The 21,320-nt window shown below is 74.0% G+C and carries 16 protein-coding genes and 1 pseudogene; 6 read left to right on the top strand and 11 right to left on the bottom strand.

Annotation, left to right across the window (positions count from 1 at the left end; all coding sequences use genetic code 11):
* Positions 1–8: 8 nt before the first annotated feature.
* Positions 9–899 carry a helix-turn-helix domain-containing protein gene (locus tag ACH4FX_RS33210; RefSeq protein ID WP_398485151.1) on the bottom strand — a complete coding sequence of 297 codons (891 nt, stop codon included), beginning with the start codon at positions 897–899 and terminating at the stop codon, positions 9–11.
* Positions 900–1,303: 404 nt separating this feature from the next.
* On the opposite strand from ACH4FX_RS33210, the gene ACH4FX_RS33215 reads away from it, so the two are divergent.
* Positions 1,304–1,729 carry a hypothetical protein gene (locus ACH4FX_RS33215; RefSeq protein ID WP_398485152.1) on the top strand — a complete coding sequence of 142 codons (426 nt, stop codon included), beginning with the start codon at positions 1,304–1,306 and terminating at the stop codon, positions 1,727–1,729.
* A gap of 91 nt (positions 1,730–1,820) precedes the next feature.
* Here the strand turns inward: ACH4FX_RS33215 and ACH4FX_RS33220 are convergent, their stop codons facing one another.
* Complete coding sequence (locus ACH4FX_RS33220) at positions 1,821–2,177, bottom strand: PucR family transcriptional regulator (protein WP_398485153.1); 357 nt, start codon at positions 2,175–2,177, stop codon at positions 1,821–1,823.
* A 227-nt stretch (positions 2,178–2,404) separates the two neighbouring features.
* On the opposite strand from ACH4FX_RS33220, the pseudogene ACH4FX_RS33225 reads away from it, so the two are divergent.
* The 4 genes and pseudogenes from ACH4FX_RS33225 to ACH4FX_RS33240 form a co-directional block, all read left to right on the top strand.
* Positions 2,405–3,208: pseudogene (locus ACH4FX_RS33225) on the top strand (FAD binding domain-containing protein); the annotation flags it as partial.
* Positions 3,209–3,331: 123 nt separating this feature from the next.
* Positions 3,332–6,040 carry a molybdopterin-dependent oxidoreductase gene (locus ACH4FX_RS33230; RefSeq protein WP_398485220.1) on the top strand — a complete coding sequence of 903 codons (2,709 nt, stop codon included), beginning with the start codon at positions 3,332–3,334 and terminating at the stop codon, positions 6,038–6,040.
* A 118-nt stretch (positions 6,041–6,158) separates the two neighbouring features.
* Positions 6,159–6,575 (top strand): thioredoxin, encoded by a 417-nt coding sequence (gene trxA, locus ACH4FX_RS33235; RefSeq protein ID WP_398485154.1) that lies wholly within the window; start codon positions 6,159–6,161, stop codon positions 6,573–6,575.
* The gene (locus tag ACH4FX_RS33240; protein ID WP_398485155.1) at positions 6,568–7,164 is read left to right on the top strand and encodes a histidine phosphatase family protein; all 597 of its coding nucleotides are present in this window, start codon (positions 6,568–6,570) and stop codon (positions 7,162–7,164) included. The genes trxA and ACH4FX_RS33240 overlap by 8 nt, the downstream gene beginning before the upstream one ends.
* 123 nt (positions 7,165–7,287) lie before the next feature.
* On the opposite strand, the gene ACH4FX_RS33245 is transcribed toward ACH4FX_RS33240, so the two are convergent.
* Together ACH4FX_RS33245 and ACH4FX_RS33250 are read right to left on the bottom strand one after the other, a co-directional pair.
* Positions 7,288–8,319: a rod shape-determining protein gene (locus ACH4FX_RS33245; protein ID WP_398485156.1), complete on the bottom strand. Its 1,032-nt coding sequence runs from the start codon at positions 8,317–8,319 to the stop codon at positions 7,288–7,290.
* Positions 8,320–8,448: 129 nt separating this feature from the next.
* Positions 8,449–9,507 (bottom strand): helix-turn-helix transcriptional regulator, encoded by a 1,059-nt coding sequence (locus ACH4FX_RS33250; RefSeq protein WP_398485157.1) that lies wholly within the window; start codon positions 9,505–9,507, stop codon positions 8,449–8,451.
* 63 nt (positions 9,508–9,570) lie between these two features.
* Here ACH4FX_RS33250 and ACH4FX_RS33255 point away from each other — a divergent pair, with 63 nt between their 5' ends.
* The gene (locus tag ACH4FX_RS33255) at positions 9,571–12,003 is read left to right on the top strand and encodes an ATP-binding cassette domain-containing protein (RefSeq protein ID WP_398485158.1); all 2,433 of its coding nucleotides are present in this window, start codon (positions 9,571–9,573) and stop codon (positions 12,001–12,003) included.
* Here the strand turns inward: ACH4FX_RS33255 and ACH4FX_RS33260 are convergent.
* The 7 genes from ACH4FX_RS33260 to ACH4FX_RS33290 form a co-directional block, all read right to left on the bottom strand.
* Complete coding sequence (locus ACH4FX_RS33260; RefSeq protein ID WP_398485159.1) at positions 11,983–12,609, bottom strand: hypothetical protein; 627 nt, start codon at positions 12,607–12,609, stop codon at positions 11,983–11,985. The genes ACH4FX_RS33255 and ACH4FX_RS33260 overlap by 21 nt on opposite strands.
* A gap of 37 nt (positions 12,610–12,646) precedes the next feature.
* Complete coding sequence (locus tag ACH4FX_RS33265; protein WP_398485160.1) at positions 12,647–12,883, bottom strand: Trm112 family protein; 237 nt, start codon at positions 12,881–12,883, stop codon at positions 12,647–12,649.
* Positions 12,880–13,866 carry a hypothetical protein gene (locus ACH4FX_RS33270; RefSeq protein WP_398485161.1) on the bottom strand — a complete coding sequence of 329 codons (987 nt, stop codon included), beginning with the start codon at positions 13,864–13,866 and terminating at the stop codon, positions 12,880–12,882. The genes ACH4FX_RS33265 and ACH4FX_RS33270 overlap by 4 nt, the downstream gene beginning before the upstream one ends.
* The gene (locus ACH4FX_RS33275; protein WP_398485221.1) at positions 13,844–14,560 is read right to left on the bottom strand and encodes a class I SAM-dependent methyltransferase; all 717 of its coding nucleotides are present in this window, start codon (positions 14,558–14,560) and stop codon (positions 13,844–13,846) included. Before ACH4FX_RS33275 ends, ACH4FX_RS33270 begins: the two co-directional genes overlap by 23 nt.
* A gap of 68 nt (positions 14,561–14,628) precedes the next feature.
* Complete coding sequence (locus ACH4FX_RS33280; protein WP_398485162.1) at positions 14,629–16,122, bottom strand: condensation protein; 1,494 nt, start codon at positions 16,120–16,122, stop codon at positions 14,629–14,631.
* Complete coding sequence (locus ACH4FX_RS33285) at positions 16,119–20,591, bottom strand: alpha-(1->3)-arabinofuranosyltransferase family protein (protein ID WP_398485163.1); 4,473 nt, start codon at positions 20,589–20,591, stop codon at positions 16,119–16,121. Before ACH4FX_RS33285 ends, ACH4FX_RS33280 begins: the two co-directional genes overlap by 4 nt.
* Complete coding sequence (locus ACH4FX_RS33290; protein WP_398485164.1) at positions 20,588–21,313, bottom strand: class I SAM-dependent methyltransferase; 726 nt, start codon at positions 21,311–21,313, stop codon at positions 20,588–20,590. The genes ACH4FX_RS33285 and ACH4FX_RS33290 overlap by 4 nt, the downstream gene beginning before the upstream one ends.
* Between the last annotated feature and the right edge of the window lie 7 nt (positions 21,314–21,320).

Raw genomic sequence — 21,320 nt, forward strand, 5'->3', positions numbered from 1 at the left:
TGGTGGTGTCAGGAATTGCGGTACGCCGAGGGGCGGGCGCCGGTGTGCCGCAGGAACGCCGTCGACAGGGTGCTGGGGTCGGCGAACCCGCACAGCGGCGCGATCCGGGCGAGCGGCAGGTCGGTGTCCCGCAGCAGTCGTTCGGCTTCTCCGATGCGCAGGCGGGTGAGGTAGCGGTGCGGCGTTTCCCCTGTTGCGCGGCGGAATACGCGGACGAAGTGGAAGACGCTCAGGTGCACCTCGTCCGCGATGTCGGCCAGAGTGAGCGGCTCGGCCAGCCGGTCGCGCATCAGCGCGATCGCCGCGCGGACGCGTGTGTCCTCCCGTGCGGGCGCCGGCCGGCCCGGGGCCCGGGAGTGGCGGGTGAGCAGGTGCACGGCCAGGAAGGCGGCCGCGGATTCGGCGTACAGGTCGCCGCTCTCCTGCGCCGAGCCGACGGCGCGGACCGTCTCCACCAGCAGCGGGTCCCCGGCGGCCACGGAGGCCGCCATGGCCTCGTAGTCCACCGGGTGGCATCCGAGCTGCGCCGCGGTGCGTTCGAGGGTGCCGCGCGGGAGGTGGACCTGCACGCTGCGCAACGGCCCGTCGCCGCGGTAGCGGCGCAGGGCGGGCCGGTCGGGAACGCCCAGTTCGAGCCGGCCCGGCGTCCAGGTGTGGCGGTGCCAGCGCCCGCCGGTACGGGTCTCCATCGCGGCCCGGCCTGCAACGGGCAGGATCAGGTGCAGGTCCGCGGCGGCCGGCAGCTCCAGGTTCTCGACCACCGGGACGTGGTGGAACCGCTGGACGAGCAACGACTGCCAGCCCGCGTCCTCCCAGCTGCAATGGGTGCGCCGGACGTAGGAGTCCATGGCGAAACCGGCATAGGGCTGGAGATCGAAATGAGCGGAATCGAACACCATACGGCCGAGACTAGGCCGTGTCTCTCGGTTCCGTCCTCGACGGGGTCCGGCCGCCGGAGCGCCGCGCGGCACCGGCCCCGTCCCGGCCCCATCCCCGGCCGCACCCCTGCCGCCCCCGGCCGGACCGTGGCGGTGGCTTTCGCGCCGACCGTGCGCTCATGGGGGGCCAGGGTGATGCGAGAGGGGAGCGGCGCCGGAACCGGTCAGGGGGCCACGTGCCGCGCGGCGCGGGTGTTCGACACTGCTTGCCGGGTGAACCATATGGTCAGCAGCTCAGCGCGGCCGTGACCGGATGCCGATTCGAACGCATCGCTGGCCGGTTGCGCCCGATGTGGTCCCGTGGGGGACAGCCTTAGCGTGAGCCCGCCTCTTCTCAGTACGCCTACGGGAAAGGAACGCACGCAATGGCGGTCATCAACCTCATGGTCCTCGAAGGTGACGAGCAGGAGCCCGAGGGCTGGACCAAGATCAACAAGGACCTGAACGCCGGTTCCGGCGGCCAGTACCTGTACTTCGCGTACGAGACCGACAGCAACCGCGCCGCGCCCAACGCGGCCTTCGGTCCGATCACCGACATCATCTTCCTGACCAAGGGCGAGAACCCGCCGCCCAACTACCGCAAGCTCAACAAGGACCTGAACGCCGGCGCGGGCGGCGAGTACATCTACGCCGCCTACACGCGCAGCACCGAGCAGGGCTCGCCGATCAGCGCGCTGGACGTCGCCCTCACCGACCAGCGCGACTACCAGCCCCCGAAGCCCTGGGAGCGCTACGACAAGGACCTGAACGCGGGCGCGGGCGGCAAGTACGTGTACCTGCTGCACATCTGATCCGGGCGGTACGCCGGAATCGGGCGGGCGGGACGGCGGTTGCCGTCCCGCCCTTCTCGTGTGCGCCGTACTCCCCCGCGTGTATCCGCGCTTACCCGCCACCGTCCGCCGCCCCCGCCCGGCACAGCAGGGCCGCGTGCAGGTCGAGGCGGTGGGGGAGGCGGGTGAGGTCGCGGCCGGTGAGGTGTTCGATGCGCTGGATGCGGTAGCGGACGGTGTTGACGTGGAGGTGGAGGGCGGCGGCGGTGCGGGACCAGGAGGCGTCGTGGTGCAGGAACGTTTCCAGGGTGTGCAGCAGGGTTCCGGTCCGGTCGTGTTCGGGGAGGAGCGGGCGCAGGGCGCGGGCGCTGAAGACGGCACGTACGTCGGCGGGTACGGCGGCCAGCAGCCGTGCGAGGCCGGCGGGGGCGGAGCCCTTCCCGGGCGTCGGCGGGGTGGTGTGCGGCATGGGACGTGCTCCTCGTACCGTCCGGGCGCCGGGCCCGGGGCTTGGCCGTGCGCACTCGCCAGGTGAGAGTGCGGAATCGCATCGTAAATGCCAGGGCAACGGGTGTGTAGTCGCGCTCTTGCCAGGTGCAGGAGGTTGCGGTGACGGGCTGCGGGGCGTGGTGGAACGAGGCCGGTTTCCGTGCGTTGCGACGGCTGCCCGGGGGCCGCGCTTGCTTCACTCGGTCCATGGACCTGAATACGGTGCGGGAGGTCCGGGACGCCCGGGGACGTTTGGAACGGCGGCCGGGCGACGCCTGGCTCGGCGGCGGCACGTATCTCTTCTCCGTGCCGCAGCCCGGGCTGCGGCGGCTGCTGGACCTCGGCCGGATGGGCTGGGAGCCGCTGCGGTGGCTGCCGGACGGGGCGCTGGAGATCGCGGCGACGTGCACCGTCGCCGAGGTGTCCCGGTTCGGACAGGGCCTGGGGCGGCCGGCGGGGCCGCTCTTCGAGCAGTGCTGCCGCGCCTTCCTGGCCTCGTTCAAGATCTGGCACACGGCCACCGTCGGCGGGAACCTCTGTCTGGCGCTGCCCGCCGGACCGCTGATCGCCCTCACGGCGGCGCTAGACGGCAGTTGCCTGCTGCTGGCGCCGGACGGGGCCGCCCGGCGGCTGCCGGTCGTCGACCTTGTCACCGGCGCCGGGCGCACTGCCCTGAGGGAGGGTGAGCTGCTGCGCTCGGTCACGCTGCCGTCTCGCGCGCTGGACCGTCGTACGGCGTTCCGGCAGACGTCGCTGTACGGGCTCGGGCGCTCGGCCGCGCTGGTGATCGGGACGCTCGACCCGGTGGACGGCGCGTTCACCCTGACGATCACCGCCTCCACCGTACGGCCGGTCCGGCTGCGGTTCCGCGCTCTGCCGGACGCCCGCGCGCTGCGGGCGGCGATCGGACGGGCGGTGCCGGACAGTGGCTGGTTCGACGATGTCCACGGGCTGCCGGAGTGGCGGCGGCACATGACGTATCGGATGGGGGAGGAGATCAGAGGGGAGTTGCAATGGCACCTGCACGCGTCACCGCCGCCGTCGCGGCAACCGTTCGCCGAGGCGCCTGCCCCGCCCCCGTCGTCGCCCCCGCCCCCACCCGTACGACAGCCCCTTCCTCCGTACCGTACCGAGATCAACGGGACCGTCACCGATGCCGTGCCCCGTCCCGGCCAGTGTCTGCGCACCTACCTGCGGGAGCGCGGTTGGTTCGGCGTCAAGAAGGGGTGCGATGCCGGGGATTGCGGGGCGTGCACGGTGCACGTGAACGGTGTTCCGGTGCACAGCTGTGTGTATCCGGCCGTACGGGCCGAGGGGCGTTCGGTCACCACCGTGGAGGGGCTGGCGGACCCGGTGAGCGGGCAACTGCATCCGGTGCAGCGGCAGTTCCTGGAGGCGCAGGCATTTCAGTGCGGGTTCTGCACCGCGGGCTTCTTGATGACCACCGCGGCGCTGGACGACGGCCTGCGCGCCGATCTGCCGCGTGCGTTCAAGGGGAACCTGTGCCGCTGCACCGGCTACCGGGCCATCGAGGACGCCGTACGGGGCGTCCGGCACACCGAGGACCCGGTGGCGGGCCGCGGGGTCGGCCGTAACGTCCCCGCGCCCGGTGCCGAGGACGTGGTCACCGGCGCGGCCCGCTACACCTTCGACCTCGACACCGGCGCCTTCCCCGGCCTGCTGCACATGAAGCTGCTGCGCTCGCCGCACGCCCACGCCCGGATCACCGCCATCGACACCGGTGCCGCGCTGCGGGTGCCGGGTGTGTACGCGGTTTTCACCCACCGCGACGCACCCGGCCGGTACTTCTCGACCGCTCAGCACGAGCATCCGGAGGACGACCCGTACGACACCCGTCTCCTGGACGACACGGTCCGCCACGTGGGCCAGCGGGTGGCCGCGGTGGTCGCGGACAGCGAGGCGGCGGCGGAGGAGGGCTGCCGCCGCGTCGTGGTGACGTACGAGGTACTGCCCGCGGTCCTGGACCCCGAGCAGGCGATGCGGCCGGGCGCCCCGGTCGTGCACGACAAGGGGGAGTGGGCCGGGATCGCGCGGCCTGGGGCGAACGTGGCGGGTGAGGTGCATGGGGAGGCCGGTGACGTGGAGCGGGGTTTCGCCGCGGCCGATGTGGTGTACGAGGAGACGTTCCGTACGCAGCGGGCCCAGCAGGCGAGCCTGGAGACGCACGGCGCGCTCGCCTTCTTCGAGCCGGTCGCGGGTGCAGCCGACGCCGAGAGCGGCGAGGGCGGCGAGCGAAGTGACCGTCCGGGCCGACGGCTGGTCGTCCGGACCAGCACTCAGGTCCCGTATCTCGTACGCCGCTCCCTCTGCACGCTGCTGGATCTGCCGCCCACGGCGGTGCGGGTCGTCGCGGGCCGGGTCGGCGGAGCCTTCGGCGGCAAGCAGGAGATGCTCGTCGAGGACATCGTGGCGCTGGCAGCGCTGCGCACCGGACGGCCGGTGAAGCTGGAGTTCACACGGGAAGAGCAGTTCACCGGCGCTACCACCCGGCACCCGTTCACCGTACGGATCAAGGCCGGCGCGCGCCGGGACGGCACGCTCACCGCGCTCCAGCTGCACGTGGTGTCCGACACCGGCGCATACGGCAATCACGCCCGCGCCGTTCTGCTGCGCGGCTGCGGTGACGCTCTGGCCCTCTACCGCTGCCCGAACAAGAAGGTGGACGGTTACGCCGTCTACACCCACACCGTTCCGGCCGGTGCATTCCGCGGGTACGGCATCGGGCAGATCGTCTTCGCGCTGGAGAGCGCGCTGGACGAACTGGCGCGGCGGCTGGACATCGACCCGCTGCTGCTGCGCGAGCGCAGCGTGGTGCGCCCCGGCGACGACTTGGTGACAGTGGTCGGCGAGGATTCGGACCTGCGCATCGGGAGTTACGGCCTCGACGCGTGCATGGAGGCACTGCGCGAGGCGTCCGGGGCCGCGGGACCGGCCGCACCGGAAGGCTGGCTGGTCGGCGAGGGCAGCGCGCTGTCGTCGATCGCCGCCGGTGGGCCATACGGGCACTTCGCCGACGCCCGGATGACGCTGACCGCCGACGGCACATACGAATTGGCGGTCGGCACGACCGAAGCCGGCAGCGGGAGCACCACCACGTACCGCCAGCTCGCCGCCGCCGAGCTGGGCACCGCCGAAGACCGCATCACCGTGCGGCAGGCCGATACCGACGCGGTCGGGCACGACACCGGGCTCTTCGGCTCGGCCGGGACCGTGGTGACGGGCAAGGCGGTGGTGCGCGCGGCCCGGTCCCTGGCCGCGCTGATCCGGGACCGGGCCGCGCGCGGGGGCGGCGACGGGCCGCTGACCGGGTTCGGGCACTTCGCCGGTACGCCGCGTACGGTCGCCTTCAACGCGCACTGGTTCCGCATTGCGGTCGATCCGGACACCGGCGAGATCCGCATCCTGCGCAGTGTGCACGTGGCGGACGCGGGCACCGTGCTCAATCCCCTGCAGTGCCGGGGGCAGGTCGAGGGCGGGGTGGCGCAGGCGCTGGGGGCGGCGCTGTTCGAGGACGTACGGCTGGACGGGCGCGGCCGGGTGTGTACCGCGGCGTTCCGCGAGTACCGGCTGCCCGCCTTCGCCGACGTGCCCCGTACGGAAGTGCGCTTCGCGCCGACCGCCGACGCGATCGGCCCGGCGGGCGCGAAGTCCATGAGCGAGAGCCCCTTCAATCCGGTCGCGCCCGCCCTGGCCAACGCGCTCCGGGACGCCACCGGGGTGCGCTTCACCCGGCTGCCGCTGGCCCGGGACCGGGTGTGGCGGGTGCTGTCCGGCGCGGCCGTCCGGACCCCGCCGGACGGTCGCGAAAATTCGCATGGATAGGACGGCGTTTGCTGGGCAGGGGTGCGGGACGGTCCGGCGTGCGGAATAGGTCATGAGATGAACCCGTTACCGCAGCGGGACGGACAAACAGACCGGAACCGGAAGCAGGGAAGTACGCATGAGCACGGTAGAGCTCACCAAGGACAACTTCGACGAGATCGTCTCCGGCAACGATTTCGTCCTGATCGATTTCTGGGCCGAGTGGTGCGGTCCGTGCAAGCAGTTCGGCCCGGTCTTCGAGCGCTCGTCCGAGAAGAACGACGATCTGGTGTACGCCAAGGTGGACACCGAGGCGCAGCCCGAGCTGGCCGCCGCCTTCCAGATCCAGTCGATCCCCACGCTGATGATCGTCCGCGAGAACATCGCGGTGTTCTCGCAGCCGGGCGCCCTGCCGGAGGCCGCCCTGGAGGACGTCATCGGCCAGGCCCGCAACCTGGACATGGACGAGGTCCGCGCCTCCGTCGAGGAGGCCCAGAAGCAGGAGCAGCAGGGCCAGGCCCCCGCGCAGCAGGAGGCGCAGGGCGGCGGTGAATGAACTGCTGCTGATCCGCCACGGCGAGACGGAGTGGAGCAGGACGGGCCGGCACACCAGCTGGACCGACCTGCCGCTCACCACCCGCGGCGAGGAGCAGGCCCGCTCCCTGCGGCCGGTCCTCGCGGCCCGGAAGATCGGGGCGGTGGTCACCAGCCCGCTGCGGCGGGCCCGTGACACCGCCGAGCTGGCCGGACTGCCGGACGTCCGGATCGACGCCGACCTGACCGAGTGGGACTACGGCGGCTACGAGGGCATCCCCACCGACGAGATCCACCGGACCCGGCCCGACTGGTTCCTGTTCACCGACGGTGTGGCGGCCGGGCCGCCCGAGCACCCTGGCGAGTCGCCCGAGCAGGTCGGGGCGCGCGCCGACCGGGTGCTGCGCCGCGTCGAGGAGGAGCTGCGCACGGCCGACGGCGATGTGGCACTCGTCGGGCACGGGCATTTCCTGCGCGTGCTGGCGGCCCGCCGGCTGGGGCTGCCGCCGTCGGCGGGCGCGCTGTTCACCTTCGAGACGGGCACGGTGGGCGTGCTCGGCGAGGAGCACGGACGGCCCGCGGTGGTGGGCTGGAACACCCGGACGCTGTGAGCGGCGGCGGGGCGCGCCCGAAGGGTGTGCCCCGTACGCGCTCCCGCGGGCCGCTGCCGGATCGTCCGGGTGGTCATCGGACTGCCCGGCGCCAGCGGCTCGCCCAGGTGATCATCGGGCCGCTCACGTGGCCATCGGGTCGAGGTGCAGCGGCTCCACCTTGCCCTCGATCATGTCGCCCAGCCCCAGTACCGCGCAGGTGTCCGGCCGGTCCGCGATGTGCACCGGCATGGTCGTGGCCTGCCGGATCATCGACTGGAGGCCGGGGATCAGCGCGCTGCCGCCCGCGAGCATGATGCCGCGTTCGCCCAGGTCCGCGACCAGGTCCGGCGGGCAGCGGCGCAGTACCGAGCCGATCCCGTCCAGGATGCCGGTCAGCGGTGAGGCGATGGCGCGCTGCACCGGCTCGGTCTCCACCAGCACCGAGCGGGCCAGCCCGCTGACCACGTCCCGGCCGTGCACCTCGGTCGGGCCCGCCGCCAGGTCGCCGTTGTCGGAGAGCATCAGGTGCAGCGGCCGTACGGACTGTCCCGGCAGCATCAGCTTGTGATGCAGCCTCAGGTGCTGCACGACGGCGTGGTCGATGGCGTTGCCGCCCACCGGGACGGTCTCCGCCGCGACGATCGAACCGAGCGAGAGCACCGCGATCTGGGTGGTCCCCGCGCCGCACACCACGATCATGGTGGCTTCCGGGTGCTCCACCGGCAGGTCGCAGCCGACGGCCGCGGCGACCAGGGTGTCCACCATCTCCACCCGGCGGGCGCCGATCCCGTTCAGGGTCTCCACCGCGGCCCGCTGGGCCAGCGGCTCACTGCCGTACGGCAGGCAGATCGCGGCCCGCATGGTGGGTCTGCGCCGCCACGCCTTGCGCAGCTTGTCGTCCACCAGGTTGCGCAGCAGCCGCTGCGCCATGTCGATGTCCACGACGGTGCCGCCGGAGACCGGGCGCACCACGCGGATGTGGTCCGGTGTGCGGCCGTCCATCACCTCCGCGTGGTCCCCGACGGCGATCAGCGCGCCGGTGCGGATGTTGACGGCGGCGACGGTCGGCTGGTTCACCACCAGGCCCTGGTTCTTGACGTACATCCGGGTGCGGGCTTCGCCCAGGTCGACGGCGACCGAGCAACGGTGCAGCTGGGCCAGGCTGGCGGTCATGGCGGGTGCCTCCCCGAGGAGCGTTCGGCGGTACGGGACGGGTGGCCGCCGGCGGCCACCCGTAAGCCATCGTGTGCCAACGGGTCGTCAGGTGCGCGCTGGGAAGGTCCGGTTGGGGGACGTGCGGGATCACGGGGTTGGTGGGGCGGTGGGGGCGGGTGGTCCGGAAGCGTCGGGAGGGGCCGGGGAGCCGTGCGGGCCGTCGGGTTCCCGTGGGCGGGCGGCGTCGAGCAGGCGGGTGCCGAGGTCGCGCAAGTAGGCGATCAGCTCGGGAGGTTCGTGCACCTCGAAGGGGACGCCGAGGAAGCCCAGCCGGTACGCGAGCCAGTCCAGCGCGTCACCTCCCGTACGCAGCAGGCAGGAGCCGGGGGTGAGCGGTTCCAGGAGGCCGGTGCCGGCGGGGAGGCGGCGGGCGGCGTCCTCGATGCCGGTGTGCAGGGTGACCAGCGCGCGGTGCCGGGCACGGTGGCTGGTGATGGACTCGGCGACGAACGCGGCGGCGTCCGGGGCGGGCGGTCGGCGGTCCGGTGCGCAGCGGGCGCCGGTGGGCCGGGTCCCGGTGATCCGGTCGATCCGGAACGTGCGCCAGTCCGCGCGGTCCAGGTCGTACGCGACCAGGTACCACCGGTGGTCCGCGCTGACCAGGCGGTACGGCTCGGCGTGCCGCTGGCTCGCGGCGCCGTCGGCCGCGGCGTACGCGAAGCGGACCCGCTCGCGGCGGCGGCACGCGGTGGCCAGGGAGGTCAGCACGGCGGGGTCGGTGACCGGGGCGTCACCGCCGCCGGTGAGCAGGCCGTAGAGCGGGACGGTGGCCTCCTGAAGTGCGGTGACGCGGTCCCGCAGCCGCGCGGGCAGCACCTGCTCCAGCTTGGCCAGGGCGCGTACGGAGGTCTCCGCCACGTCGGCGACCGTGCCGCCCGCCGCGGTGTGCAGGCCCACCGCGATGGCGACGGCCTCCTCGTCGTCCAGGAGGAGCGGCGGCATGGCGGTGCCGGAGGCGAGGCGGTAGCCGCCGATGGCGCCGAGGGCCGCGGCGACGGGGTAGCCGAGGCCGCGCAGCCGCTCGATGTCGCGGCGGACCGTGCGCGGGCTGACGCCCAGCCGTTCGGCCAGCTCGGCGCCGGTCCGCTCGCGGCCGGTCTGGAGCAGCGTGAGGAGCTGGAGGAGGCGGGCCGGGGTGTCGCTCATGGGCTCCAGGGTGCCGCAGAAGGCGGCCATGTTCTGACCTAATTGGTGCCTAGCGTGGCCCGTATGGGAGCACAGCACGCCCACCGCACCAGGGCCGACCGCGACCGCGCCACCGACCGCGACAGGATCACCGACCGTGACCGCGCCACCGCCCGCGCCACCGTCACGGACGGGGACACCGGCATCGACTGCATCACCGTCACCGGGGCGCGCGAGCACAACCTCAAGGACGTGGATCTCAGGATTCCCAAGGGGCGCATCACCGTCTTCACGGGCGTGTCCGGCTCGGGCAAGTCCTCGCTGGTGCTCGACACCGTGGCGGTGGAGTCGCAGCGCCAGCTCAACGAGACCTTCACCTGGTACGTACGCAACCAGCTGCCCAAACACGAACGGCCCAAGGCGGACACCATCGAGCGACTCGCCCCGGCGATCGTCGTGGACCAGCGGCCCGTCGGGGGAGGCGCCCGCTCCACCGTCGGCACGCTGACCGACATCTACGCGGTCCTGCGGGTGCTGTTCTCGCGCTGCGGCGTCCCGTCCGCCGGCGAGGCCACCGCGTACTCCTTCAACGACCCCGCCGGGATGTGTCCCGAGTGTGCCGGGCTGGGCCGCACCACCAGCATCGACCTGGACCGCTTCCTGGACACCGGCCGCTCGCTCAACGACGGCGCGATCCGCTTCCCGCCGCTCGCCGTCGGCACCGCGGGCTGGCAGATCTACGCCACCTCCGGCCTCTTCGACCCGGACAAGCCGCTGGACCGGTACGGGCCCGAGGAGTGGGACCTGCTGCTGTACGGCAAGGGCTTCAAGGTCAAGCGCGGCGAGCGCGCCTACAACAACACGTACGAGGGACTGGTCGAGAACTTCGACCGGCGGTATGTGAAGCGGGGCCTGTCGGCGCTCCCCGAGAAGAGCAGGGAGATGGTGCGCGGCTTCGTACGGGAGGGGACCTGCCCGCAGTGCCAGGGGGCCCGGCTGACCGCGGCGGCGCTGAAGTCGCGGGTCGCCGGGCGGTCGATCGCCGAGCTGGCGGCCCTGGAGGTCGCCGAGCTGAGCGCGGTGCTGCGGGGCATCGACCCGGCCGAGGAGCCGGTGGGCGCGGCCATCGCGGCGCGGGCCGTCACCGCGCTGGACCGGCTGACGGACATCGGCCTCGGCTACCTGAGCCTGGACCGGCCGACCGCCACGCTGTCCGGCGGCGAGGGGCAGCGGCTGAAGACGGTGCGCCACCTGGGCAGCAGCCTGACGGGCATGACGTACATCTTCGACGAGCCGAGCACCGGGCTGCACCCCAGCGACGTGCGCCGGCTCAACGACCTCCTGGTGCGCCTGCGGGACAAGGGCAACACGGTGCTCGTCGTCGAACACGACCGGGACGTCATCGCCGTCGCGGACCATGTGGTGGACATGGGCCCGGGGGCCGGGGCGCGGGGCGGCGAGGTGGTCTTCGAGGGGACGGTACGCGGGCTGGCGGCGGCCGGCACACCCACCGGGCGCGGGCTGCGTCGGGTGACCGGCGTGAAGGAGCGCGTCCGTACGCCGGGTGGCTGGCTGACCGTACGGGACGTGACGCTGCACAACCTCAAGGGCGTGGACTTTTCCGTGCCGACCGGGGTGCTCACGGTGGTCACGGGCGTGGCGGGGTCCGGGAAGAGCACGCTGGTGTCCGAGGCGTTCGTGGGCGCGCACCCGGAGGCGGTGGTGGTCGACCAGTCCGGGATCGGGGTGTCCGCGCGGTCCACACCGGCCACGTACCTCGGGGTGATGGACGCGGTGCGCACGCTGTTCGCGCGGGCGAACGGGGTGCCGGCGGGACTGTTCAGCTTCAACGCGGCGGGGGCGTGCGCGGTGTGCCGGGGGCGCGGGGAGATCACCACGGACCTGGCGTATCTGGACCCGGTGACCACCACCTGCGAGGCGTGCCGGGGGCGGCGCTTCAAGGACGAGGTGCTCGGGCTGACCTTCGGGGGCAGGTCGGTGGCGGACGTGCTGGAGATGACGGGGGAGGAGGCGGTGGCGTTCTTCGCAGGCGGCGGACCGGCTGTGGCCGGTGCCGGGCGGGCCGGCACCGACGAGGCCGCCGGGATCGTGCGGAAGCTGACGGCGCTCGTCGAGGTCGGGCTCGGGTACCTGACGCTGGGGCAGTCGGTGTCCACCCTGTCCGGTGGCGAGCGGCAGCGCCTCAAACTGGCCACCCGGCTGCACCGTACGGGGAGCGTGTACGTGCTCGACGAGCCGACGGCCGGGCTGCACATGACCGATGTGGACGGGCTGCTGGACCTGCTGGACCGGCTGGTGGACGGCGGCAACACCGTCCTGGTGATCGAGCACGACCTCGATGTGGTGAAGCGGGCGGACTGGGTGGTCGACCTGGGGCCCGGCGGCGGCCGGCGCGGCGGCGAGATCGTGTTCGCCGGGACGCCGCGTGACCTGGTGGCAGCGCGCGGCTCGGCCACCGCCGTGTGCCTGCGGGCCTCACTCGACGGTGCGCTGTAGGAGCCCCCAGGTGAACTCCGCGACGATGTCCCGGCGTTCGCCGCGCGCGTCGGGCGCCGTGAAGGCGAGCCGCCAGCGGGTGGGGGCGGTGCCTTCCATGGGCCGGGCCGGGGCGAAGGCGCGGGCCACCTCGTCGACCGTGCAGGACCAGGGCACCAGGTCGTCGGTCGTACGCAGCGTGGGGCCGGGGGCGCCCGGCGCCCGGACGAGCCAGGCGTTCCACGCGGTGCCCTGCGGGCCGGTGAGCACCTCGAAGCGCAGGTCGGGCCAGAGCGGTACGGGCCAGGTCAGCGCCTCGCAGGTCAGATCGCCGATGCGGCGGGCGGTGACGGATTCGGGCCGGCCGAGCAGCGTGCGGTAGCGCTGGACCGCGCCGCGCGACCGCGGCGAGTGGGCCCATGCCTGCCAGCGGCGGTTGGCCTCGCGCAGGTCGGCGCGCGAGGCGCCGAGCGTGCGCAGCGCGTCCTCGACCAGGCCGGGCTGGTGGTCGGCCATCCGGCGCAGCAGGACGAGCTGGAAGGCGCGCCGGCCGTCGGCGGGCCCACCGGGGCCGGGAGGCCCGTCGCCGGGGCCGCCGGAAGGTCCGTTGTCAGTGGTGGGGTTCATGATGGACATGGTCGCGGACGGTGCGGGCGGGCGGGTCCTATCGGGGCTCGTCGGGTGGGCGTTCGTCCGGGGGCAGCCGGCGCAGGATGGCTTCGTGTTCGGTTTCGGTGACCTGTTCACCGGAGGAGGGGAGGAGCTGGGGGATGTCGTCCACGATCGGATAGCGGCGGCGCAGCCGCGGGTTGTAGAGCACGTCGTCCGGCTGGAGCAGGAGCAGCGGACCCTTGTCGATCGGGCAGACGAGGATCTTCAGCAGCGGGTCGTCGGGTTTCACGGGTCGGCTCCTTGGGAGGGGGCGGCGGGCTCCGGCTCCGTTGCCCGGTCCCGTTCCGCGGCCGGGTCCGGGGCACCGGCGTCCTGGCGGGGCAGGGTGAGCAGGACGAGCACGGCGACCGCGGTACCGCCCAGGCGCAGGGCGAGGCGTACGGGGTCGGCGGGCAGCGGCTCGCCGAAGGCGACCGTGCCGCAGACCGCGGTGTACATGCAGGTGACGGTGGTGCAGACGGGAACGATCAGGGAGGCACGGCAGCGCTGGAGCGCGGTCTGGGACAGCACCAGACCGACCGCGCCGGTGAAGAGCAGCAGATACGGATACGGGGAGGTGAACAGGGCACGGACGGCGCCCGCCGGATCGTGCGCGTCCAGCAGACCGGAGACGCCCTTGACGGCGAGCGAGCTGACGCCGTAGAGCAGGCCGACGGCCACACCGTAGGGGACGCCCGAGGACGGCTGGCGGTGGCGGCGCTTGGCGCGCTGCTCGGCGGCGCCGTACAGCCACAGCCCGGCGGCCAGCGAGGGCAGCGCGATGGCGAGCAGGGTGCCGGTGGGGGCGGTGCGGGTGACGGTGCTCGCGCCGTTGCCCTGGAGCGAACCGACCACCATGCCCAGGGCGAGCAGGATCGCCAGGATGCTCCGGCGCTCCCGGCCGCTGGTGCGCTCGCCCAGGAAGACGGAGGACAGGAGCAGGAGCAGGACCAGACCGGAGACGAAGATGCCCTGCGCGGCGGCGATGGGGAGGGTGCGGTAGACCGCGAGCTGGGCGGCGAAACCGGCGGCGAGGGCCAGCGAACCGCCGAGCCACAGCGGGCTGCCCAGCAGATGGCGGACGAGCCGGGCGGGCTGCCGGGTGCTGAGCGCGGGCAGCGCGGACAGGGCGCGCTTCTCCAGCACGAACCCGGTGCTGTACAGGACGTTGGCGAGCAGCGCGGACGCCACGCCCCACCACAGCACCGCCCTACTCCCTTCTCCGGCGGGCATGGACGAGCAGGATGGAGGCCAACGACGGCAGGCGACAGGCGGCGCGGTCCAGGGGCCGCAGCGGACGCGGCACGTCGTGGTACGGCGCGCCCGCGATCCGTACGACCTCGAAGCCGCAGGCCGTCAGGAAGCCGCGCAGGGCGCGGGCGGTGTAGAGGCGCAGGTGGCCGACGACCTGAGTGCCGGGCCGACCGTGTACGGCTCGCATGCTCACCTCCGAGAAGACGGGCTGGACCCCTGCGAGCAGGAGTCCGCGGTTGTACCAGGCGGCGAGATTGGGGGTGGAGAGCATCAGATGACCGCCGGGGCGCAGCACCCGGCGCAGTTCGTCGAGGGCCGCGTCGGGGTCGACGAGGTGCTCGACGACCTCGCTGAAGAGGACGGCGTCGGCGGTGGCGTCCGCGAACGGCAGCCCGCCACCGCCCAGTTCACCGCGTACGACGTACGGGATGCGGGCCGCCGCACGGCGCAGCGCGTCCTGCGACCAGTCGACGCCGACGATGCGGTGACCGGGCAGCACGGCGGCCGCGGTGGCCGCGGCGCTCCCGTCGCCGCAGCCGATGTCCAGGACGGTGGCCGCGGGCGCGCCGGGGCGTGCCGGACCCAGGGCGCGGGCCAGCATCAGCGCCTGGCGCCGGCTGCGGTCGGCACCGGAGGCGACGGGCACGGCGGGGTTCTCGTAGAACTCCCGCAGGCCGCCCGGGGGAGGCGGCGCGGCGGGGCGCGGCGCGCGGTCCGCCGCGGCGGTGGCCGGCGGCCGGGTCACGGTACGTCTCCTTCGGTCTCCGGTGTCCAGGAGGTGGCCGCGAGGGACTGGGCGAAGAGGGTGCCCAGACGGGCACCGGCCGTGTCGTCGAGGAGGGCGTGCGACCAGCGCAGCGCGAGCTGGATGCGCCCGCCGACGGAGACGGTGGTGACGGTCAGGCCGCGCGGCATCCGGGCCGGGGCCGAGAACCACACGGCGGTGGGCCGCCCCGCGTCACCGAAGTCGAGGGGATACGGGATGCGGCCGATGTTGGACAGCAGGGTGGTGGAGGCCAGCGGAGCGGCGGCCGTACGCAGCGCACGCGTGACGGCGCCACGCAACCCGGCCGGCAGCACCGGCGCGGTCAACAGAGAGGCGCCCAGGCCGAGTTGTGATCCCGGGGCGGACTTCAGCGACCGGGTGCGGGCGGCGGTGGCCCGTAGCAGCCGGGCGACCGCCGCCGGGTCGGGCGGCTCGGCGGTGAGCAGCGCGGCGTCCTGTCGCTCGGTCGCCCCGAAGCCGACGGAGACCAGCCGGGTGCCGTTGCCGATGGGCATGTCCGTGCCGCGGGGGCGGTCGTCCACCGGCATGGTGATGACGACGGGGCCGCTCGGCCGCCCGTGGAGGCGGTTCCAGCGGGCGACCATCAGGCAGGTGGCGACTAGGAGTTGGTCGTTGACGGTGTAGGCGGCGGGACCGCCGGTCCTGGGCGGGCGGGCCGGTACGGGCAGTTCGGTGATGAGCATGCCGTTGCCGGTGCCGCGGGCGGCCGGGCGGGGCCCGCGGTCGGCGGCGATCCGTACGGGCCGCACCAGGCCGCGCCCGCCGGGCGGTGGTGCGTCCTGCGGAGGCCCGCCCGCGCCGGGCCCGGCCGCACGGACGGGCGGCGCGGCCGGGGAGTTGTCGGCGCCGCCGTAGAGCTGGGCGGCGGTGGCCAGCACCCGCAGGCAGGCCGGGCCGTCCAGGGCGGTGTGGTTGATGGTGATGAGCAGGACCGTTCCGCCGCCGGAGCCACCGGTGCCGCCGGGCCCGCCATCGGCTCCGGACCCGCCGTCGTCCCCGGCTCCTTCACCGCTCCCGTCCGCCACCCGCTCGATCACCTCCAGCCGTACCGGCGGTGAGGCGTCCAGCGGCGGCAGATCGGCCAACGCCCGTTCCCTGGCCCGGTCGAGGGCGTCCGGGCCGGGCGGCGGATAGACGACCGGGTCCACGTCCGGGACGCCGGTCAGCTCCCACGCGTACCGCCGCCGCCACCAGCGGTGCGGGGCCTGGCGCATCAGGATGCGGGGGTGGCGGCACAGCGCCTCCCGGAACGCCGCCCGCAGCCGGGCGGGGTCCGGCCTTCCGGGCAGGTGCACCTCGATGTGCACGGTCTCCGGCTCGTCGGCCGTGAGGCAGTGCCGGGTGATCTCGTCCACCACCGGGAACGGGATGCGCCGTACGGTCCGGCCCACCGCCCCGGGCGGCCCGTCCCCGGCGGGTTCCCGCCGTGCCGGTTGCAGTGCGGTCATCGGTTGGGTCCCTCCCCGCTCCGGTCCGTTGGGCCTGTTGAGTCCGTTGGACCCAGCGGGCCCGTCGAGTCCGATGGTCCGGTTGGAGCCGACTGATCCGTCGAATCCGATGGGCCCGGCGGCGCACCGCCCGGCGGCGCGGCCCGTCGCCGCCGGCGTCGCGGCAGCGGCGGCAGGCCCCCCGACTTACGAGCCCCCTCACCCGACTTACGACCCCCCGACCCCGGCCCCCGAGCCCCCGCCTCCACCGGCGCCGCGGCCCCAGCCACCCCCTGGTCCGGTACCGACCCCGACCCCGTTCCCGACCCCGGCCCGGCCCCCGCCCCCGCATGCGCCCCGCGCCGCGCCACCGCGGCCGGTACCGTCACCACCGCCGCCGCCAGCGCCAGCAGGGCCAGCGCCTGCGCCACGGCGCTGAACGCCCCGTCGTCCGCGGCGGGGTGCTCGCCCGCGCCGAGGGCCGCCGTGATTCCCGCCCCCGCCATGGCCAGCAGCGCGAGCGGGACGAGCAGTCCGGGCCGGAACCGGGCCAGCAGGGCCAGCAGCGGCACGATCACGGCGTACGGCCCGGCGGCCAGCGCCACCACCACCGTGAGGACGGCGACCCCCAGCACCCACGACGGCGCGGGCGGCGCCTGCGGCTCCGGCGGGGTGCGCGGCGCGCGGCGCACCAGTGCGGAGCCGATGAGCAGCACGATGCCGAGCGCGCCGCCGAACAGCCCGAGGTCGTACGTCGTGGACGGCTCGTACGTCAGCCGCACCATGCCGCTCTCGCCCGCCGGGATCAGGAACCCCTGCTGCCACCCGTCGAGGCGGACCGGCGACAGTTCGCGCCCGTTGAGCGTCGCGCGCCAGCCGTCGTTGGCGTTCTCGTACATCTGGAGGTACGCGGCCCCGCCCGTGCCCACCTGGACGGTGCGGCGGTCGCCCGCCCAGTCACGGGCCGTCACGGTCCGCCGTTCGGTGGCGGGCGCGGGGGCGCTGCCCCGGGTGAGGGTGACGTCCGTCAGCGCCAGCGGTCCCTGGTCGCCGGCTTCCACCCGGTGCTGCCCGGACGGCAGGTCCAGCCGCCCGCCGCGGGCCGCGCCCGCGCACAGTTCGACCGTGACGGGCCGTCGTTCGGTCAGGTCGCGGACGAAACCGGACGCCTTGGTGGCGTGCAGCTCGCCGTCCACGGCGAGCGGCGGGCCCGCGCCGCAGGTGAGCGAGAACCGGTCGCCCGCGGAGGGCGGGGGCGTCCGCAGGTCGTCCAGCGCCGGGACGTACACCTCGCTCAGCCCGACCGGAAGTTGCAGGGCCTCGCCCGCGACCGGGTTGTGGACGGTGAGTTCCTTGACCTTGCTGATGGTGATGTCGAGACGGTCGGTGGTGATGGGGTCGAAGCGGGCCCAGCCGTTCTCGTCGACCCCGGCGGTCGCCGCGCCGTCGGGCGAGTTGACCAGGATCTGTTCGGGGCGGGTGGAGACGCCGCCCGCCGCGGCCAGCACGATCCGGTCGATGGCCCGCTTGCCGGGCCAGCGCAGGCGCAGCGTCGGCTGGTCACCGGCGATCCAGGCGGTGGTCAGGTCGCCGTCGACGAGATTGCGGGGGCTGACCGAGGGACCGGAGCCGAAGGCGGTCGAGTCGGCAGTGGCGGTGATCCGGTTCTTCTTCCCGGGGGCCGACCGGTCCAGCAGCCGGTCGAGTTCCGGTCCCGGTACGGCCACCGCCCGTGCGGAGACCCGGTACGACCCACCGGTGCCGGTCCGGAACTGCCGGTGCAGCCCGGTTTCCGCGGAGACCGGCGACAGGCCGCCGGGGTCGCTGCCGCGGTGCAGGGAGTACGTCGCTGCCGGTGCCGTCGACTTCTCGGCGTCCGCCGGGAGTTGCAGCATCCGGGTGACCTGCACGCCCGGTATGGACACCTCGGCGAAGCCCGCGCCGGACAGCCCGGCGCGCGGGGTCTGCGACCCGGTGATGGTGATCTTGAGCCACTTCGCGGTGCCGGCCGGTGCCCGGACCCGCTGCTGCTTGCCGTTGGTCAGCAGCTGGCTCGTCACGCCGCCCCGGTCGGTCTGGACGCGTACGGAGGTCGGCGCCGCGCGCATCCCGTCGCCGGGCAGCGGCGTCAGCGAGATCGCGGACGGCACGGACGTGGGCCGGGTGAAGCCGATCCGCAGCCACTGGCCGACCGGTTCGCCCGCGCTGCCTTCCGCCCAGCCGGTGTCCGGATCGCCGTCGAAGGCGTGCACCGGGTCGTACTGCGGCAGGTGGAAGAGCCAGTTGCCGCTGCTGGAGGCGGTGACGGCGGAGGCCCCGCGCAGCACGCCGGTGGTCTGGTGCGCGATGCCCCGGGTCGGCAGGATCTGCCGGGGCGGGCGCCCGGGGTCCTGCACGCTGTCCGGGTGGTTTCGCTCGTCGGGCGTGTACGTGTAGGACGTATTGGAGTTGACCAGGCCGAACCGGGTGTCGGCACGGCGCAGCCCGTCGCCGGTCAGCTGGAGCGGCGGGGTGCCGACGCCCGGGTGGTTGTCGCCGGTCAGCACGGCCGGACGGTGGCGCAGCGAGGGGTCGGCGGACAGCGGGAGCAGCGCCTCCGGCCCCCCGCTCACCTGCGCCGTGTCCGCCACCGGCAGGGCGGTGACCGGGCCGGGCCGCGGGGTGCCCACCGGTTCGTAGATCTCCACGGAGCGCTGGCGCGGGTACAGGCCCTGGATCTGCACGGGTGTGCCGGGGGCGATCTTCCCGTCCGTGGTCAGCGGCCCGAACGCGGCCACCTTACGGTAGCCGGACGCCTCCAGCGTGCGTTTGACGGTCTGCGTCGGTACGTACCCGATCTGGTCCGGGTCGAGGTCGTTGCGTACGACGATGTCGTAGAGGCCCGCCCGGCCCAGGAAGTCGCGCAGCCCCGGCACCGCGGAGCCGGTCATCAGGGCCTGTTCGACGGCGTCCAGCGCGCGCCGTACGCCCGGTGTGCCGAACGGCACGAAGTCACGCTGCGCCCACCGCGACCGGGCCAGCACGTCCAGGGGGTGGTCGATGGGGGAGCCCCAGGTGTAGATGCCGTGCGCGGTGGCGGGGACGACCAGGGCGCGGTTGTCGGGCGTGTTCTTCTTGAGCCAGTCGGCGGTCCGCTCCCAGGCGGACGGCAACTGCTTGAACGCGCCGGGCTGGAGGACGGTGCCGTTGACGTACGGCAGGGCGAGGGCGGGGACGGTCAGCAGCGCGACGGCCAGGGGCACGTACCGGCGCCCCGGCACGCGCCGGGTGCCGCGCCGCTCACCGGCCACCCCGACGAGGTGCGCCAGGCCGAAGGCGAGCGCCAGCGCCAGGCCGGGCTGGAACTTGTAGATGTTGCGGAACGGCCGCAGCCAGCCGTTCAGCCAGTCCTGCCACAGCCCGTGGAACGGGCCGCCCAGCGAACCGGCGTACCCCGTGAGGCAGATGCCGGCCACGACCAGCACGGTCAGCAGCAGCCAGCGCCGCTCCGGCACGTCCCGGCGGGCCAGCCCGGCCAGGCCCAGCGCGGCGGCCAGCGCCGTCCCGAAGATCGCCCCGGCCCCGGCCGCCATGGTCCAGCCGGCCGGCAGCCACGGTTCGCCGAAGTTCAGGTAGCCGACCCAGTTGCCGGCGCCGCGCAGCAGCTCGGTCGCCGACATGGTGCCGGTCGTGGTGTCCGCCTGCTCGATGTACGGCATGAAGTTCTCGCCGTACACCCCGAGCAGCAGCAGCGGCACCGCCCACCACGCGGTCGCCAGGACGACGCCCGGAACCCACCACACCAGCAGTGATCTGCGCCGGGGGCCGGTGCGCGAGAGCACGTACAGCAGGGCGGGCAGCAGCGAGGCCAGGGTGGAGGCCGCGTTGACGCCGCCCATGAACGGGATGAGCAGCGCGGACCGGGTGGCGGCCAGGCGGGCCGGGGCGTGGTGGCTTGTCAGCGGCAGCAGCACCCACGGGAGCAGCGCGCCGGGCAGGGCCGCGGCGGACGTGGAGCCGATGAGCATGGTGAAGGTCGGCCACAGCGCGTACGCGGCGGCGGCGAGCAGCCGGGCGGGCGGGGAGCCGACGCGCAGCCGCTCGGCCAGCCGCAGCGCGCCCCAGAAGGCGGTGGTGACGATCAGCGACATCCACAGCCGCTCGGCGAGCCACACCGGCAGGTGCACCAGGTCCGCCAGGGCGTAGTACGGCAGGGACGGAAACGCGTAGCCGACGTACTGGTCCGTGATGCCGCCGAAGCCGGCCCGGTCGTGCCACAGCTGCCCGAGGTCGCTCAGGAACCGCCAGGGGTCGGTGGTCACGCCCAGCTTGGTCTCGAAGGTCATCCGCCCGAAGGACGGCACCAGGAAGAGCACGAAGGCGACGGCCCAGAACGCCAGGAGCCAGCGCCGGGACCGGGGCGGGCCGGGCGGTGGCGCGCCCGGCGCGGACGCCGGGGTGCCGCCGGCGTCCGGGGAACCCGGTGAGCTGGACACGAGCGTCTGGGTCATGGCAACCGCCGCAGGATGAGGAGGAGGTTCCAGGTGGCTACTTCGCGTACGCCCGGCAGGCGCGGGATCGTTTCGGCGAGGAACGGCGCGTACCGGGAGCGGACCGTCACGATCCGTACGTCGTCGCGGGACCGGATCCGCCGCAGCGTCGGACCGACGTGCAGCGGGAAGAGGTTCTCGCCGACGGTGTGCTTGGCGGCCCGGCCGGTGCGCCACCGGTAGAGCGCGCGGGCCCGCCCGGCGCCCAGGTAGTGGAAGGGCGCCGTCTCGTGCCCGCCCCACGGGGAGAGCCAGTTCGTGAACGACAGGTAGATCAGGCCGCCGGGCCGGGTGATCCGTACCAGCTCGCTGAGGAAGGTCTGCGGGTCCGCCACGTGCTCCAGGACGTTGGAGGAGAAGCACACGTCGGCGGTGCCGTCGGCGAGCGGGAGGAGATACCCGTCGGCGAGCACCGCGCCCCTCGGTGTACGGCCGCGGGCGGCCAGCTCGCGCGGGTCGGGCTCGAAGAGGAAGCCGTGCGCGCCGCGGCGCCGGAACTCCTCGGTGAAGTGCCCGCTGCCGCCGCCGACGTCCGCGACGACACGGCCCGCGAGGGGCTCGTACCGCTCGATCTGGTCGGCGGCGTCCCGCGCGAGCAGGCCGTAACAGCACTCCGGGTCGTGCTGTTCGCGCAGGAAGGCGCGGAAGAGGGTGAGTGATCTGCGCAGGGAGGGGTCCCGCACCTCAGCA

The sequence above is a fragment of the Streptomyces sp. NPDC018019 genome, assembly GCF_044327805.1.
In the GTDB taxonomy this organism is placed as follows: Bacteria; Actinomycetota; Actinomycetes; order Streptomycetales; family Streptomycetaceae; genus Streptomyces.

Coding starts and splice junctions, on each gene's coding strand:
- ACH4FX_RS33250 (WP_398485157.1), bottom strand. CDS start 9,507: ATGAGCGACACCCCGGCCCGCCTCCTCCAGCTCCTCACGCTGCTCCAG.
- ACH4FX_RS33270 (WP_398485161.1), bottom strand. CDS start 13,866: ATGCCCGCCGGAGAAGGGAGTAGGGCGGTGCTGTGGTGGGGCGTGGCG.
- ACH4FX_RS33255 (WP_398485158.1), top strand. CDS start 9,571: ATGGGAGCACAGCACGCCCACCGCACCAGGGCCGACCGCGACCGCGCC.
- ACH4FX_RS33260 (WP_398485159.1), bottom strand. CDS start 12,609: ATGAACCCCACCACTGACAACGGACCTTCCGGCGGCCCCGGCGACGGG.
- ACH4FX_RS33220 (WP_398485153.1), bottom strand. CDS start 2,177: ATGCCGCACACCACCCCGCCGACGCCCGGGAAGGGCTCCGCCCCCGCC.
- trxA (WP_398485154.1), top strand. CDS start 6,159: ATGAGCACGGTAGAGCTCACCAAGGACAACTTCGACGAGATCGTCTCC.
- ACH4FX_RS33280 (WP_398485162.1), bottom strand. CDS start 16,122: ATGACCGCACTGCAACCGGCACGGCGGGAACCCGCCGGGGACGGGCCG.
- ACH4FX_RS33215 (WP_398485152.1), top strand. CDS start 1,304: ATGGCGGTCATCAACCTCATGGTCCTCGAAGGTGACGAGCAGGAGCCC.
- ACH4FX_RS33245 (WP_398485156.1), bottom strand. CDS start 8,319: ATGACCGCCAGCCTGGCCCAGCTGCACCGTTGCTCGGTCGCCGTCGAC.
- ACH4FX_RS33210 (WP_398485151.1), bottom strand. CDS start 899: ATGGTGTTCGATTCCGCTCATTTCGATCTCCAGCCCTATGCCGGTTTC.
- ACH4FX_RS33285 (WP_398485163.1), bottom strand. CDS start 20,591: ATGACCCAGACGCTCGTGTCCAGCTCACCGGGTTCCCCGGACGCCGGC.